Below are 16,158 nucleotides of genomic sequence, written 5' to 3' on the forward strand. Positions count from 1 at the left end.
GTTTATCATTTGTAGTTGCTTGCTTTTATATTCATCATTCACAAAAAGCATACAGCTGCAAAACCTCCTGTCGAATTGTCATTTTCACGGAAAAATAGTCAGGACAGCCACATTAATCGTAATAATGCGTCTGATTTTTGGCACAATGCACCATAAATGTCTTAAGCTCGGCATCTGTCCCCAGCACAATCATCACATCGCCTTCTTCAAAAATAGTATCGGGAGTTGGGTTAAAAATGAAGCCATCCATTGAGTCTTTGTACCCAATTATATTCACGCCCGTAAGCCCACGGATATTCAGCTCCCTTATACTCTTTCCATGAAACTCATCCTTCATATCTTCAAACTTTAGCTCATCTAGCTTGAGCTTAGATTGTCCCACCCCATTCAACATCCCAAGAAACTCGACCACTTCTGGGCGGGTAACCAAGTTTGCCATATGCAAGCCACCTATGGCATCAGGCATTACCACATGGTGCGCACCAGCCCTTTCCAGCTTGGAAATAGAGCTTTCGTCCGAAGCTCTAGCTACTATTTTTATTTTGGGATTTAGCTCTTTTGCCGTAAGCGTCACAAACACATTTTCCGCATCGCGAGGGAGAGTGGTGATGATCGTTTTGGCTCGCTCAATTCCTGCTGAAAGCAATACATCATCCGAAGTAGCATCTCCCTGAACTAAATATACATTCTTTGCATGGGCATAGGTATCATCCACCACATCGGGGTTTTGTTCTATCAGCGCAAAAGGAACCCCGCTTCTATACAGCTCCTCACATGCCTTACTCCCATTATTACCATATCCGCACACTATCGTATGCCCCTTCATTTTGTCTGCAACCCTGTTTACCATATAGCTATTTAAAATCTCCCTAAGTTCTCCTTCAAACAAATATTTTGTGATTACCGACACAAAGTAGGCAAAAACACTGAAATTAAAGATGATATAAAAAGAAACAAATATTCTTCCCCCTTCATCCACCTTTTGGATTTCGTTCATGCCTACGGTGGAAATGGTTATCACCGTCATGTAAAACGCATCCCAAAAGCCCATGTCCTCTACCCACATGAAGCCTGAAATTCCAATAAATAAGCTGATCATTAGCAGGCCAAATGCCAAAAAAAGTTGATAGAGCCTATTTCGTACTGGGTGTATCATGTAACAACTATTCCAAGTTCATTCGACAATGTCCTAATTTCCGAGTTGAGGTTCATATATACCCGCATCAGCTCCGCTTGCTCTTCATCCAATTCCCCCATCCCTATTTCTTTTTCCCGTTCGCTCATTTTCACCTCCACTTTGGCTCGGTGATTTTTCAAAAGGTACAATAAAAATTGCTGGATAGCCTTGTAAACAATCACTCCCAAATCACTGTCCTTTGATTTCACCATCACCCCTTTTCTTTCCCAGCCGTGCAGCTCGCCTTCATCGGAAATCAGGTTCACTAGGTTTTCTTTAATGCCTGAGTCTTGAAAAATAAGGAATACCTCACTCACTTTGGGAAATACTTCTCGCTCTTCCAGTTCCTTCCGCATAAAATCAAGAACTTTTCTACTCACTTCATCTACCACTTCATACTCAGCTATACGCTCAAAAATCACTTTGGAAAGCATTACATTGTCTGCGGTAAGTTTATCGCCATGCAGGAGCAAAATCCGAAGTAATTCTTGCTCTTTTTGAGCCTGTAATGACTCAGCCGAAATTTGAAGCTTATTTTTATTTATCGCAACCTCATCTGGAGCTTCTGCCCTAGCGCCTGCTTCCCGAAAACCCTGCCCTGACTCTATTTTCTCGAGCAATTCATCTACTTCGTGGTCTTTCTGGTAGCTTTCTTTTTGCTGCTGTTTTTGCGCCTCTTTTCTGACAATTTTGTTCGCCTCAATTATCAGCGTTTCTTCGTCAATATCGAGCAACTTCCCACATTCTTTGAAAAAGACCGAGCGCTTTATAGAATCGGGAATCTTGACAATACTTTCTACAATATCCCGAATTACACCTGCTTTTTTGAGCGGGTCGTTTTTGGTTTCGTCTAAGAAAAGTTGGGTTTTGAAAAGGATGAAGTCTTTGGCGTTTTCCCCCAAGTATTTTTTGAAAGCCTCTCCCCCAATTTCCTGCACGTAGCTGTCGGGATCTTGCCCTTCGGGGAAAGTGACTATCCGCACGTCCATGCCCTTGGCAAGAATCATATCCACTCCACGGAGCGAAGCTTTTATCCCTGCCGTATCTCCATCAAACAGCACCGTTACGTTCTTCGTCCTTCGGCTAATCAGCTTTATTTGCCCATCAGTCAGCGAAGTTCCCGAAGCTGCCACCACATTGTCAATCCCCTCTTGGTGAAGGGAAATCACATCTGTATAGCCTTCCACCAAATAGCAATTGTCTTGCCTGCGGATAGCATCTTTGGCTTGGTACATGCCGTAGAGCACATCACTTTTGTGATACACCTCCGACTCTGGCGAGTTTAGGTATTTTGGTTTGTCGTCTTTTTTGAGCGTCCTCGCACCGAAGCCCAATACCTTGCCCGATACATCGTGAATAGGGAACATTACCCTGCCTCTGAACCTATCGTACTTTTTCCCCTCCTCTTTTTTGACTACTAGCCCAGCCGCTACCAAAATTTCTTCTTTGTAGCCATTTTTGAGGGCATCATTTTCCAAAGCGTTCCACTCGTTGAGGCTATAGCCCAGCTCAAATTTCTGAAGCGTTTCGTCCCTAAACCCTCTTTCCTTAAAATAGCTCAGCCCTACCGATTTCCCTTCAGTGTTGTGGAGAAGGATATTTTTATAAAAATCTTTTGCGTAGCGCAATGCGATCAACACACTGTCTTTCAGCGTTTGTTGCGCCTCTTGCTCAGGCGTGATCTCATCTTCTTCTATCTCTATTCCGTACTGCTTTGCCAAGTGGCGAACGGCCTCAATAAACGTCAACCCTTCCATTTCCATCACAAAAGAGAATGCATCGCCCCCTTTGCCCGTGCTAAAGCACTTGTAGATGCCCATGGCAGGATTCACCGAAAAAGAAGGCGTTTTTTCATCTTTAAATGGGGAAAGTGCCCACCAGTTTGTCCCTTTTTTTTTGAGGGAAACATAGCCTTCCACCACCTCCACTATATCAGCAGCTTCTTGTACTCTCCGTATGGTTTGTTCGCTTATTCTCATTCGCTAGATAAATCTCTCACCCAATATTGAACAAAATACCAAAGAATAATCGCAAATGGCAAAAGATTTTCTGAGGAAGGTGTTCGTAAACTAGATTTAATAATGATAAAGGCTTATTTTGGATACAAAACAAGGCAAAACCCTGCCTTTAATCACCAACAAAACACCATGAAAATATTCAGTGCAGCCCAAATTCGAGAAATTGACGCTTACACTATTGAGCACGAACCCATTCCTTCAATCGAGCTGATGGAAAGAGCTTCCCTTGCTTTTGTACATTGGTTTGTAAAGCGGTTTAGTGATAAAAATCCTATCCAAACCTTCTGTGGATTAGGAAATAATGGCGGAGATGGACTAGCTATCACAAGGCTTCTGTTGGAAAGAGGGTTTCAAGTAGAAGTTTTTATTTGCCGCTTTTCCAAGAATAGCTCGCCCGACTTCCAGCTCAACGAACAGCGGCTAAAAAAACTAACAAAGGTTTATGAAATAACCGACGAGGCAAGTATTCCCAAAATAACAGAAGGGTTAGTAATTGATGCGCTTTTCGGCTCGGGGCTTTCCCGGCCCATTTCTGGCTTTACAGCAAAATTGGTCGAGAAAATTAACCAAGGCAATTGTACAACTATCTCTGTTGACATCGCATCAGGGCTGTACTGCGATAGCTACAATGCTGACCCCAATATTATCAAGCCTGACCATACGGTAAGTTTCCAGTTTCCAAAACTTGCTTTTTTACTTCCGAAAAACCATAAATACTGCGGAGAATTTCATTTAGTGAATATTGGGCTTTCGCCAAAAAAAATAGCAGATTATGAAACTCCTTTTTTCTATCTTAAAAAAGAAACTGTTCAGCATTTGTACAAAAAAAGAGGGAAATACAGCCACAAAGGCACTTATGGACATCTACAAATTATAGCAGGAAGCTATGGGAAAATTGGGGCGGCGGTACTTGCACTAAGAGCTGGACTGAAAACAGGTGTAGGCTTGCTCACCGCTTTTGTCCCCAAATGCGGGTACGCCATCGTCCAAAGCTGCGTGCCCGAAGCCATGTGCCTCACCGATACTCAGGATGAACATTTGAGCACCATAGAAACTGCTCCAACTGCTAGCTATTTTGCCCTAGGCCCTGGAATTGGGAAGCACCCCGACACCCTAGTCGCCCTTCGGAATTTCTTGGAAAAAGCTGAAAAACCACTGGTGATAGATGCCGATGCCATCAACTTAATTTCGGAAAACCCCGACCTCTTAAACTCCATTCCCCAAAACAGTATTTTCACTCCGCACCCAAAGGAATTTGAGCGCTTGGTGGGGAAATGGGAAAATGAATTTGAACGGCTGGAAAAACTGAGGCAATTCTGCCAGCAACACCAGTTTGTTTGTATTATAAAAGGAGCGCATACAGCCATAGGCTTACCCAACGGGAAAATATATTTCAACTCCACGGGTAACCCAGGCATGGCAACAGGCGGCTCTGGCGATGTGCTCACAGGAATGATAGGCTCTCTCCTTGCCCAAGGCTACCCACCCAAAGAGGCCACTCTGCTAGGCGTCTACCTCCACGGGCTGGCAGGCGATATTGCCGCTCGAAAACTAGGCATGGAAGCGGTTAGCGCTACAGATATTATCAATAATATTGGGAATGCTTTTCAGGTGGTTGCACAATAAAAAAGAGCCAAGACGTACCTTGGCTCTACAAAAATTATATTTTTCGGCAAAAAATCTACTCCCCTACTCCAACTCTGGCAACATAAAGTCAGCCAAAGCACTTTTCTTTTTCATTAGTTTTTCGATCTCGTCTGAGCTGCGTGGAGCAAGGTCGGAAAGCAACTCGTAGCCCGTTTCGGTGATGAGGATATCGTCTTCGATCCTTACGCCTATTCCCCACCATTTTTTATCACAAGGGCTATCTAGCGGAATATAAATCCCTGGCTCCACAGTAAGCACCATGTTTGGTTCAAAGTTTTCATAATTGCCCTTATCGTGCACATCTAAGCCTATGTGGTGAGAAACGCCGTGTGGGAAATAATTATGCTCTGCGTCTGCGCTTTCGATCAACCCAAGCTCAGCCAGGCCTTCGTTTATTACTTTTCGGCAAACCTGTGTGGTCATGCGGATCGGTGTGCCCGGCTTGCAAATCTTGAAGGCTTCTTCTTGGGCTTTGTACACCAAATCGTAAATGGCTTTTTGCTCGGGGGTAAATTTACCATTGGCAGGGATAGTACGGGTAACATCGGCGGTATAGCCACGGTACTCAGCACCCAAGTCCATCAACACCAAATCGTTCCCAACTTTCATGCGGTTGTTGGTGATATAGTGCAACACGCAGCCATTAGCCCCAGCACCTACTATGGAAGGATAGCCTTCGTACTCCGCACCGTATTTTTTGAATACAAACTCATGGATGCCTTGCACCGCCGTTTCCGAAAGGTCTGGATTCATCGCTTTCATCACCTCGGCTTGCCCAATGCAGGAAATATCCACCGCCTTGCGCAGCAATTTGATTTCTTCGGGAGTTTTTACCTCACGGGCAGTAGCCATTATAGAATTTAGGCTGTAGGTATCTAAGTTATGCTCAGGCTCTGGGAATGAAGCTATCGCCAATTTCCTTTCCTCTTCTGTCTCACTTTTGAGGTAGTTTTTGATATTCGGATCGTTCGCCAGTTTCGGGCTCACCCTGCTGTAATAGGCAATTGTCCTTGCCACAGAAGCAGCGTTTGACATATCCGAGTTCCGAATCATGCTGTACACTTCTTCTTTTCTTGCATCATAATCGGCAGGATACGCCGCTTTGCTTTTAAAATCTTCTATAATCGAGAATAAATCTGCTTCGTCTCCTCCATCTCTCACATCATTTTTAAAATCAAAAAACAAGACTTTTTCGAACTTCCCAAACTCTGCTTCATAGCTTTTGAACTCGCTGCCATTGAAAGCATAGTCAAAACCTAACTTTTCTTTTACCCCTTCAACACCCAAGCGCTTACCAGTCCATTGCTCAGCACGAGCATTTCTTTCTTGGCAGAAAAATATTTCATTGTATTCTTTTCCATCTTTCCCCGTTTGCATTTCCTTGTAAACCAAAAGGATGGCATGTGGCTCCAAATAGCCCGTGAGGTAATAAAAATCAGGGTCTTGATGATAAACGTATTCTACATCGTTGGCTCGGTTGCGCACGGGGGCTGCAAAATACACCGCTACCGAATTAGCTGGTAACATATCCCTGATCTGCTCTCGTTTCTTTTTGTGAAAGTCCTTGGGAAGATGATCGGTGGGGTATTCCTGTGCCAATAACCAGAGTGGTAGGCAGCAGATAAGTACTGTCAATAATTTTTTCATGATTGTCAAAATAGTTTGTGGTTGACCCCAAATTTACTTCAGGGCAATAGCAAATTAAACCTAATTTGGGCTAAAAGGAAAAAAATCTATGCCAATGGGAGGGCCATGAGCCACAGGCTACTTCATTAATCCCCTTACCTCTACCTCTTCATTTTGCAAATACAGCTTACGGTATCCGACGGGGGAATACCCCAAAATTTTCTTGAATTGGCGATTGAAATTGGTAAGGGAATGATAACCACATTCCAGCGCTATTTGGGAAATACTTGTTTGCTGCTCAGCCAAAAGCTTGCAGGCATGTCCTGTTCTCACTTCGTTGAGGAAGCGGGAAAAAGTCTTTTGAGTACGTTTTTTAAAGTATCGGCAAAAAGGAGCTGGGGTCAGATTTGCCACTTCGGAAACTTCTTCCAGCCTAATTTCTTTTTTGAAATTCTCGATCACATACCTACAGACTTTGTTCATCCGAACTTGATCTGCTTCATCGTAACTATTGCTAAAATTTTTGCTGGTAAGCGTATGAAATTGAGAAGATGTTGAAAGTAAATCTAAAATATCGAGCAGCATTTTTATCCGCTCATACCCTCCTAGCTGGAGCAGATTTTCCATTTGCGTACTAACTTCGGGGATGTTCTTACCTCTAAAAACCATCCCCGAAGCCGCTTTTTCAAACAACCTTTTTATTTGTCCCAGTTCTGCTTTCCAGAAAAAATCTTTCCCCAAAAAATCTTTTGTAAAATGCACCACTACAAACTGAAAGCCATTTGTCGAACGGTGTTTATCTCCCTGCCACAAGTGGGGCAACCCCGGACCCAACAGGTACACTTCTCCTTCAGAAAAATTGCTCAAACTATTGCCCACAAACCTTTTCCCCGTTCCTTTTTGCACACAAACGAGTTCAAGTTCCGGGTGAAAATGCCAGTCTTCGTCCAGCTCATTGGTTATAATCTGCTGAACCTGAAAAGACGCTTGCTCTTGGGTAACATCTAGTGAGTTGGATAGGTACATGTTCTAATCGATACGACACTGATAGAATAAGGAGGTTCTTTTTGGTTTTACTTGATACCACTATTAATGCTATTGCTTTGGTGATGAATGGTTGAATAGAAATTAGAAGCTGGAACCTTGCCTCTTCAATATCAAACCTGCATTATCAAGTCTCTCCATTAAGAATCCAAATACAAGGGGAAAGCACCTTGATTACCGAATTTACGGTGAAAATAACGGGTCACAAGCTTTTGGCAAAGGTGATTGAAACCATATTGGAAAATTCAATATTTCTCGCTGTAGCGATAGAAAAGACTTACATCTCTTCACCCAAAAAAGGGGAGGGTTAAAGGGTTGCGGGTTTAAAGTGGCGGGTTGCAGGTTCAAAAAACATCTAACCAGTAACCTGCAATCCGAAACCCTCAAAAAGTTAGTCCATCCAAACAAGTTTTGGGGAAATAGAGGGCAAAAAGTATTTTTGGCAGAATCATTACTTACAACTACCAAAAAAAGCTATGATAAACTGCCTGATCATCGACCCCATGTACCCTGGAATAGTCGAGCTACTTGCCGAAATTGGGGTAAAAGCAGACCACCGACCAGACATCAAACCAGCGGAGGTATTTGAAATTATAGGAAACTACGAGGGGCTGATCCTTCGCAGCAAAATGAAAATAGATGAGAAATTGCTGGAAGCAGCTACAAAAATCAGGTTCATAGCCCGAGCAGGTGCTGGCGTGGACCAGATTGCAGGCGATGTACTTTCCAGAAGGAAAATCACATTGCTCAACGCACCTGAGGGAAACCGAGACGCCGTAGGCGAACATACCTTGGCGATGCTTCTTTGCCTTTACAACAATCTTCAAATTGGCAACAAGGAGGTAAGGGGAAAAAAATGGCTAAGGGAAGCCAACCGTGGAATTGAGTTATTTGGCAGAACAGTGGGGATTATCGGTTATGGAAATATGGGTAAGGCTACCGCTCGCAGATTGAGTGGATTTGGTTGCAAAGTATTGACATACGACATCAACCCTGAGGTAGAAATGAACGAGGATGCAGAACTCGTACCCATGGAGCGAATATGGGAAGAAGCCGATGTACTGTGCATGCACGTGCCCCTCAACCAAAGCAGCAAATTCATGGTGGATAACGAATACCTCGACAAATTCAAGAAAAATATCCATTTCATCAATTTGGCTCGTGGCGAGGTAGTTTCCCTCCAAACCCTGAAATATGGACTGGAAAGTGGTAAACTTTTGGGGCTTGGCTTGGACGTGTTGGAAAATGAAAAACTCCAAACCCTCACCCCAGAACAAGAAGAAGCATTTGACTTCCTCTGCCAAAGCGATAAAGTAATTTTCTCGCCCCACGTAGGCGGCTGGACGATTGAATCTTATGACAGAATCAATAGGGTATTGGTGGAGAAGATTGGGAAATTGTTGAAAGGATAGATCATCCCTTCAATATTTCTTCCACCAAAATTTCCCTACAGGTACAATGGTCGCCGAGGTGGCAGAGGGCTAGGCGGCTTGCTGTAAATTTTGCAGCAAAATTGACAGCAAGCTCCCCTGCTCCAAGGGTGATGTGCGGCCAGAAATTTTCTCCTGAATGCTTTCCTAGGTAATCGTCTACCCAGCTGAGGGAACTTTCGGAAACTTCGGGCGAACTGTGGAACATTTCTGGGCTTGCACCTTTTTCTAGTAGAAAAGTATAGTCCTGAACAAGTCGGTTGTGCAGCTGCTGTAACTCCGGATGGTCTGCCAGTTGCAAACTGCTCATTTTCTTTCCACTCGAAGAGGTTTTTACTGCAATTTCAGGAATTTCAAGCTCCATAGCACCAAAATCGGCAGCTATATTTTTTAGTATTTCCGCTGCTTCGGAAAGTCTTTCCTCGTCCAACACGCCCATGGTGAGGGAGATGTGGGGCATGACGCTTTCTGTATCCAAGGTGATTTTTGGAGGGTTGTTTTCCCTCAATTTTCTATTCAGTTCGATGGCTACATCCCGAATTTCTTCGGAGGGAAAAAGAACGATATCAATAGCTATTTTTTTCATGTGTACCAAAATCCATAAACCCAAATCATAAAAATAGGCACGAGCCAGAGGCATCGCACCAGCGTTCGCAAAGCTATAATGATTATAAAATTTCAAACTTATCTGCATCGAGTTGGGCGGGGAATTTTTCTCGGTATCGCTGTAGTTTTGCTCCGTCTAACTCTACGGTTTTTACCAATTCTTCTTCTTGCAAATCAGCTAATCTATTCCCCAAGTAATCGCAAACCTGTGAGCCTCCGCCGTAGGCAATCCTATTTCCATCTTCTCCTATTCTATTCACCCCAATCGAATAAGCCAAATTCTCTACCGCACGGGCTGGCAGCAAGGTTTGCCAAGCACTTTGCCTGCGCTGCGGCCAATTGGCTACGTACAACAGTAAGTCATACATATCCTCTGAGTTGTTCCTGCTCCAAACTGGAAAGCGGAGATCGTAACAAATAAGTGGAGAGATTTTCCAACCCTTAAGCTCTACCACCAAGCGTTCCGTCCCTGCCGAATAAACTTCATGCTCTTTTGCCATTCGGAAAGAGTGGCGCTTGTCGTAAGTCGAATAATTCCCATTGGGCTGCATCCAGACCAAACGGTTGAAAAACTCACCTTTTTCCTTCACGATATAACTGCCCACCATACAAGCACCCGTTTGTTTTGCCATCTGCGCCATCCATTTAAATGTACTCAAGTTCATGGGTTCAGCCAGTTTTGCTGCATTCATGGTAAAACCTGTGGTAAACATTTCGGGCAAAATAATCAGGTCAGTCTCCAATCTATTTCCCCATATTAGTTCCTCCAAATGAGCAAGGTTTGCCGAGGGGCTTTCCCAATACAATTCGGTCTGGATTAAAGTTACTTTAAGAATGTCCATATATTAATTTTAAAAATCGTATTCTATTTTTTTGTTTATATGTTCTGCTTTTTAAGCTAACAAAAGTATTTGTAAGCACATGGACTACCAATATCCTTCTCCTACTTCTCATAAACACCCAAAGGGCATAACATGCCCAACATTCGGCATTTTAATCAAACAAAGTAGTGTACTTCCTATAAAAAAAGCTGATCAATTTTTTGTTCAAAACTCTAAACAGTGTGGCTTTAACTCCAACTCCAGCCTAACACAAGAATTTGACAAAGCCATTATCTATTAGTAAGTTAGAGGAAGGCATCGGATCATAACACACCCTTCTTCACCTGCAAAAAACAACTACCGTTTACACTAAAATTTTTCTTGAATCCATTTTGATCTAGTGATTTTTATGCAAAAATCGAAACTAAACCTTTTGTATATTGAGGACAACCTCACTGATTTTCTGAAACTTGATACGAAGTTGAGGAAACTTGCTGGAAAATACGAATATTCCCTCATCCATTGCCTCAGCTTGGCAGAGGCAGAGAAGCAGGCAAGAAACAATTCCATCGATATTTTTTTACTAGATCTTTCCCTACCCGATGCAGCTGGTATTGAAGGATTACATTTTCTCACTCGTAAATTCCCTTCTGTTCCTGTGGTAACAGTTTCTTCCCACAAAGACAATGAAGCGTACATGGATTCGATAAAAGCAGGTGCGCAGGACAACCTTATAAAAGGAGAGTTTTCTGGAGAAATGATTTTGAGAGTTTGTGAAAATGCAATTGAAAGAAAAAAAATAAATACGCAACTTTCCAATGCTCTACAAACAGTGGAAGGGCTGAACAAAAACTTGAATGAAGTAAATGAAAAGCTGGCAAAAACAGTAGACCGATTACAAACTCAAAAGACAAGAACGGCAAAGAAAAAAAGACAGATGAATGCTTTCATCTCTACCTTCATTCACGAGCTTAAAAACCCCGTGAGCGCCATAAATTCCCTCACGGAAATATTGATGAGGGATGCCGATAACCTCACTATTCCTCAACTCAAATTCATCAATCAGATAAAATATTCCTCTAGCTCCATGCTTGACAACATCCTGACGATCATACAAACTACTAGTGCCGAGGAAGGAAGAAACCCACAGCTCAACATCGTTTTCGAAAATCCATTTTATACGATGAACGCAGCTATTGATAAGTTTATAATAGATGCGATACAGCGAAATGTGTTGTTAGAAATAGGTTATATAAAGGAGCTACCGTCGGTATATTTTGACAAAAGGATACTGGTAAATGCCATCGCCGCCATTTTGAAAACACACATCAATCACTCAGCAGATAACACAAGGCTGAGTATCCAATGTGAGTTGAATGTGGAGAAAGATTTAAAAGTCAGCTTTGAAAGCAAAGGTTTTACCTTAGATGTGGTTACACTCAACCAATTTATAGAGGGTGAGTTTGAAGAACTTGATGCCCGAAACAAAGAGTTGCTAAATGCGAATATTTCCCTTTCCTTGGCAAAAAAATATATTGAAATAATGGGAGGAGAAATAGGGGTAAACGAGACGACCGACCCAAACAAAACTTCAATTTGGTTTACTTTAAAATCGGCTAAAATGCCTAAAAACGAAACTTTTAAGCAAGAATAAAACACCCTGGTAAAAAGAAAAACTATTCCTCCATCCAGTTCCAAGCGCTCTGATAAGCATTTATTTTTTCGGTATAATCCAAAAACTGTTGGTAAAACTCATGGTGGGAAATAGTTGCGCTATCGCCCACTATCACCAGTTTTTTCTTAGCTCTGGTGAGGGCCACGTTCATTCGGCGGGTATCTTCCAAAAAGCCAATTTTGCCTTTTTCATTGCTTCTTACCAAACTGATATACATAATATCTCGCTCCTGTCCTTGGAAACCATCCACGGTGTTGATGTTGATAAATTCTTTGAAATCTCGGAGATCGGGAAAGTTGTGGATCAATTCTTTGAGATAAGCAACTTGGGCACTGTAAGGGGAAATCACCCCAACCCGAAATCCCGTTTCTAGCAAGGATTTGTTGGTTTGGTAAATGTGCATAAAAAGCTTTTCCATATGCCTAAAAAGCAGCCCTGCCTCCTCAGGGTTGAAGCGGCTCAGCGATTCTTCATTTTGCTTTTCGGTATAGCCACAGCCAGCAGTATCAATAAAATCGACTGGGCTGGCCAACATTACATCTTCTAGGTCAGCGGTAAGCAAATGATGCTGGACCGAAGTATCTGCTTCTAGCTCTCCTTTATAAAATTGTTCGTTGGAAAAACCCATTATTTTCTCGTTCATCCGGTACTGGGTCTTCAGCATCACATCCACCTTTTGCCTTTTAATACATTTCTCAAAAAGCGTTTCTTCCAGCCCCGCCTTAGCGGCTTCATGGGACTTTACCGTGGGTGGAAGTTGGCAGTGATCTCCAGCAAAAACCACTCGCTGCGATTTGGTGAGGGGAATCCAAGTTGCTGGCTCCAGTGCTTGGGCAGCTTCGTCAATAAAAACCGTGGAAAACTGTCTATTTCTGATATATCTATTAACCGATCCAACCAAAGTAGCCGTAATTACCTCAGCCTCGTTGATAAGCGCATTGACAATAAAATTCTCCAAATAGAGAGCATCAGCCTTTATTTTTCTCGACTCTTCCAACATCAACCTACGCTGCTCTCGCTCCTGCTTGCCAAACTTGCGCTTGTACTGAAAAGCCATCCTCTTGAATTCTTCTTCCTTTTTCCTCAGCTTTTTAAGGTGCCGATAATCTGAATGCTGAGCTATTTTCGCCTCCAAACTCAGGTGCATCAATTCTTCCGTCACCCTTGCCGGGTTGCCTATTCTTAGCACGTTCACCCCCCTTTGCGATAGCCTTTCAGTGAGCAAATCGACAGCAGTATTGCTAGGTGCAGCCACCAATACCTGCTCTTCATGCTTGAGGGTTTGGCAAACTGCTTCCACTAGCGTAGTGGTTTTGCCCGTACCCGGAGGACCATGGATAATGGCAACATCCTTGGCCGATAATATTTTATTTACTGCCTTATTTTGAGAACTATTTAGGTTTGGGTTTTCTATTTGGAAGTGGTTTTCGTCAAATTCAGCAGGCTTTTTCCCCAACAAAACACTTCTTAGTTCCGCTAAGCGCCCATCTTTCGCATCTATCACCCGTTCCATGGCAATGTCCATTTCCTTGTAGCTAGCCGAGTCGAACAGTACATCTACACCAAGCTTTCCATACTCCAACCAATCGGGAAGCTCATCTACATTCAGCACAATCTTCATGGAATTTTTCCACACCGAAGAAGCCACTCCGTTCACTGCTTCTACTTTTCCGCCCTGCCCGTTGTTATTAAAAAGCGAGACCATCCCTCCTGGCTGAAAAGCATGCGATTCGCCCTGAAGCGCCGTACGCTCTACCGTCACAAAATATTTTTCCCCTGTACCTATCCCGCTGTTTTCCACCACTACCGGATACCAACTTATCCCCTTCTTCCTCCTTTCACCCAGCGGGGTTTGCAGCACATTTTTTTGGTACTGCTTCAGGTCAGCCTCTTTTTCGTTGTGAAGTAAGTCTCTTATTAATTTTAACTCATCCATAGTTCTTTTTTATTGGGGCGTGTTCAGGTCTTAAAACAGGTGAAATCCAAACATACCTTTGAGGCAAAAATAGTTGATAAAGATGTGAATCAAGGATTTGTTTTACTGCTTTATGTGTTATTTCTAAAAGCCTAAATTCTTACTTCCGTCGAGAAATCAAGGCGAAACCTTGGGGGAAATCCTATTTTCGTCAAAATAACTTACCTTTTAACAATTCAGTTTTTAAGCGGTACAAAAGATTTAGTATCTTTACATATAGGTGAAAAGATAAAACAGGAATCCTAACCATTAAACATTCACCTTGTTTAATGAAATTTCACAAATAAAAAACGCCCATAAGCTACTGGGGCAAAATATTTATATATAAAACAAACGGTTATGACAACTTTATCATCAATTGTATTATTTGGAATGCCAGGTGGATGGGAAATGGCTATTATCATTTTCGTTATCTTGTTGCTTTTTGGAGCGAAAAAAATCCCAGAATTGGCACGAGGCCTAGGAAAAGGTATCAGAGAATTCAAGGATGCTACCAAGGAAATCCAAGACGAGATTGAGGAAGGTGTAAAAGACAAAAAGTAACCCTTTCCTATTCTCAGGAACTAGATATTTAATAAAAGTTTTAATACAAAAACAGGAGCAATCCTGTTTTTCATTTTTTAAGTGAAGTAAGTTGAAGAAGTACAGCTCATTTGCGGATATTAAAACCGCTCTCTCCAACGGTGATACCAGTTGCAAAGAACTGGTAAATTACTATTTGAAACAGATAGAAAGCCAGAAGCACCTCAATGTTTTTTTGGAAGTGTATGAAGAGGAAGCTCTGAAAAGAGCTGAAGAAATAGACCAGAAAATAGCAGAAGGCACTGCGGGCAAACTCGCTGGAATGGTGATTGGTCACAAAGATGTAATTTGCTACAAAGACCATCATATCCAAGCAGGCAGCCAGATTTTAGACGGATTTGTATCGCAATATTCTGCTACGGTAATAGAAAACCTATTAGCAGAAGATGCAATCATCATCGGAAGGCAAAACTGCGATGAGTTTGCCATGGGTTCTACCAATGAAAATTCTTCATTTGGTCCTACACTTAATGCTGCTGCTGAAACGCGTGTGCCAGGTGGTTCTTCTGGTGCTTCGGCTTCAGCCATTGCCGCCGATATGTGCTTAATCTCTTTAGGCTCAGACACTGGTGGCTCTGTTCGCCAACCGGCTTCTTTTTGCGGCGTAGTGGGTCTTAAGCCTACTTATTCACGAATTTCTCGCCATGGGCTGATCGCCTACGCATCTTCTTTCGATGTAATTGGAATCCTTTCGCACAATGTAGCCGATGCAGCGGAAGTGTTGGAAGTAATGGCCGGACCGGACGAATTTGATGCAACTGTTTCGAAAGAAAAAGTAGGAAAGTACGCTAAAGCACTTTCTAAAAATGAAAAATATAAGATTGGTTACATCAAAGAAACCATTGAGGCGGAGGGAATCAGCGAAGATGTAAAAGCCAATTTCATTGAGACTGTTGAACAACTGAAAGCTGATGGACACGAAGTAGAAGCCGTCGATTTCCCTATGTTGGAATATGTGCTTCCTACCTACTATATTTTAATCACAGCCGAAGCAAGCACCAACCTGTCCCGCTTCGATGGGGTACGCTACGGTTACCGCAGCCCCGATGCCAAAGATGTGGAGTCGTTGTTCAAAAAATCCCGTTCAGAAGGGTTTGGAGAAGAAGTAAGAAGAAGGATTATGTTGGGAACATTCGTACTTAGCGCCAGCTATTACGATGCTTATTTTACCAAAGCACAAAAAGTAAGGCGATTGGTAAAAGAAGAAACCGAAAAGTTATTGACCCAATATGACTTTTTAATTTCTCCAACTTCGCCTACTCCCGCTATGGAGCTGGGCAGTTTTAGCGAAAGCTCTGCCTTGGAAATGTACCTTGCCGACCTCTACACAGTGCAAGCTTCTGTTGCAGGCATTCCAGCTATTTCCGTACCTAATGGCAAAGGAGACCATAATCTTCCTTTAGGAATCCAAATTATGGCTGGTGCATTTGAAGAAGAAAAACTCTTGGCGTTCGCCCATAACTTCGAAAAAAACATCTTGGCAGACCAAACAAAAGGTTAACTCGTTAAGCTTTAAGAATTTAGATAATATGCTTATATTTTTAAAGTTTGACATAT

12 protein-coding genes are annotated in these 16,158 nt (G+C 42.6%); 5 read left to right on the plus strand and 7 right to left on the minus strand.

Translation table 11 applies throughout. The annotated features are described in order from the left end of the window. Positions 1–112: 112 nt before the first annotated feature. Both R9C00_26730 and dnaG read right to left on the minus strand, forming a co-directional pair. On the minus strand, positions 113–1,156 hold the full coding sequence (locus R9C00_26730; protein WPO35295.1) for a potassium channel protein: 1,044 nt from the start codon (positions 1,154–1,156) through the stop codon (positions 113–115). After that, positions 1,153–3,156 (minus strand): DNA primase, encoded by a 2,004-nt coding sequence (dnaG, locus tag R9C00_26735; protein WPO35296.1) that lies wholly within the window; start codon positions 3,154–3,156, stop codon positions 1,153–1,155. The genes R9C00_26730 and dnaG overlap by 4 nt, the downstream gene beginning before the upstream one ends. A gap of 168 nt (positions 3,157–3,324) precedes the next feature. On the opposite strand from dnaG, the gene R9C00_26740 reads away from it, so the two are divergent. Next, entirely contained in the window at positions 3,325–4,821 is a 1,497-nt protein-coding gene (locus R9C00_26740) for an NAD(P)H-hydrate dehydratase (GenBank protein WPO35297.1), read from the plus strand. Positions 4,822–4,884: 63 nt separating this feature from the next. On the opposite strand, the gene R9C00_26745 is transcribed toward R9C00_26740, so the two are convergent. Then, positions 4,885–6,489 (minus strand): aminopeptidase P N-terminal domain-containing protein, encoded by a 1,605-nt coding sequence (locus R9C00_26745; GenBank protein WPO35298.1) that lies wholly within the window; start codon positions 6,487–6,489, stop codon positions 4,885–4,887. Between the two features lie 117 nt (positions 6,490–6,606). Next, positions 6,607–7,494, minus strand: coding sequence for an AraC family transcriptional regulator (locus tag R9C00_26750; GenBank protein WPO35299.1), 888 nt, complete (start codon positions 7,492–7,494; stop codon positions 6,607–6,609). Positions 7,495–7,988: 494 nt separating this feature from the next. Between R9C00_26750 and R9C00_26755 the strand changes: the two genes are divergently transcribed. Beyond that, positions 7,989–8,924, plus strand: coding sequence for an NAD(P)-dependent oxidoreductase (locus R9C00_26755; GenBank protein WPO35300.1), 936 nt, complete (start codon positions 7,989–7,991; stop codon positions 8,922–8,924). A 1-nt stretch (position 8,925) separates the two neighbouring features. Here R9C00_26755 and R9C00_26760 read toward each other — a convergent pair whose 3' ends face one another. Together R9C00_26760 and R9C00_26765 are read right to left on the minus strand one after the other, a co-directional pair. Beyond that, positions 8,926–9,636, minus strand: coding sequence for a 2'-5' RNA ligase family protein (locus R9C00_26760; protein WPO35301.1), 711 nt, complete (start codon positions 9,634–9,636; stop codon positions 8,926–8,928). Next, positions 9,611–10,390 carry an amidohydrolase gene (locus R9C00_26765; GenBank protein ID WPO35302.1) on the minus strand — a complete coding sequence of 260 codons (780 nt, stop codon included), beginning with the start codon at positions 10,388–10,390 and terminating at the stop codon, positions 9,611–9,613. Before R9C00_26765 ends, R9C00_26760 begins: the two co-directional genes overlap by 26 nt. A gap of 388 nt (positions 10,391–10,778) precedes the next feature. Between R9C00_26765 and R9C00_26770 the strand changes: the two genes are divergently transcribed. Next, positions 10,779–12,023 (plus strand): response regulator, encoded by a 1,245-nt coding sequence (locus tag R9C00_26770; protein WPO35303.1) that lies wholly within the window; start codon positions 10,779–10,781, stop codon positions 12,021–12,023. A 22-nt stretch (positions 12,024–12,045) separates the two neighbouring features. Here the strand turns inward: R9C00_26770 and R9C00_26775 are convergent, their stop codons facing one another. Continuing rightward, positions 12,046–13,980, minus strand: coding sequence for an AAA domain-containing protein (locus R9C00_26775; GenBank protein WPO35304.1), 1,935 nt, complete (start codon positions 13,978–13,980; stop codon positions 12,046–12,048). A gap of 378 nt (positions 13,981–14,358) precedes the next feature. Between R9C00_26775 and tatA the strand changes: the two genes are divergently transcribed. Then, positions 14,359–14,562, plus strand: coding sequence for a twin-arginine translocase TatA/TatE family subunit (gene tatA / locus R9C00_26780; GenBank protein WPO35305.1), 204 nt, complete (start codon positions 14,359–14,361; stop codon positions 14,560–14,562). Positions 14,563–14,653: 91 nt separating this feature from the next. Further along, positions 14,654–16,102 carry an Asp-tRNA(Asn)/Glu-tRNA(Gln) amidotransferase subunit GatA gene (gene gatA / locus R9C00_26785; protein WPO35306.1) on the plus strand — a complete coding sequence of 483 codons (1,449 nt, stop codon included), beginning with the start codon at positions 14,654–14,656 and terminating at the stop codon, positions 16,100–16,102. The last annotated feature ends 56 nt before the right edge of the window (positions 16,103–16,158 follow it).

It is taken from the genome of Flammeovirgaceae bacterium SG7u.111 (assembly GCA_034044135.1).
Classification (GTDB): Bacteria; Bacteroidota; Bacteroidia; order Cytophagales; family Flammeovirgaceae.

Bases quoted from the DNA above. Each gene is read 5' to 3' on its own strand.
- R9C00_26750 (WPO35299.1), bottom strand. From the start codon at position 7,494: ATGTACCTATCCAACTCACTAGATGTTACCCAAGAGCAAGCGTCTTTT.
- R9C00_26775 (WPO35304.1), bottom strand. From the start codon at position 13,980: ATGGATGAGTTAAAATTAATAAGAGACTTACTTCACAACGAAAAAGAG.
- R9C00_26755 (WPO35300.1), top strand. From the start codon at position 7,989: ATGATAAACTGCCTGATCATCGACCCCATGTACCCTGGAATAGTCGAG.
- R9C00_26745 (WPO35298.1), bottom strand. From the start codon at position 6,489: ATGAAAAAATTATTGACAGTACTTATCTGCTGCCTACCACTCTGGTTA.
- R9C00_26730 (WPO35295.1), bottom strand. From the start codon at position 1,156: ATGATACACCCAGTACGAAATAGGCTCTATCAACTTTTTTTGGCATTT.
- R9C00_26770 (WPO35303.1), top strand. From the start codon at position 10,779: ATGCAAAAATCGAAACTAAACCTTTTGTATATTGAGGACAACCTCACT.
- dnaG (WPO35296.1), bottom strand. From the start codon at position 3,156: ATGAGAATAAGCGAACAAACCATACGGAGAGTACAAGAAGCTGCTGAT.
- R9C00_26760 (WPO35301.1), bottom strand. From the start codon at position 9,636: ATGCAGATAAGTTTGAAATTTTATAATCATTATAGCTTTGCGAACGCT.
- tatA (WPO35305.1), top strand. From the start codon at position 14,359: ATGACAACTTTATCATCAATTGTATTATTTGGAATGCCAGGTGGATGG.
- R9C00_26740 (WPO35297.1), top strand. From the start codon at position 3,325: ATGAAAATATTCAGTGCAGCCCAAATTCGAGAAATTGACGCTTACACT.
- R9C00_26765 (WPO35302.1), bottom strand. From the start codon at position 10,390: ATGGACATTCTTAAAGTAACTTTAATCCAGACCGAATTGTATTGGGAA.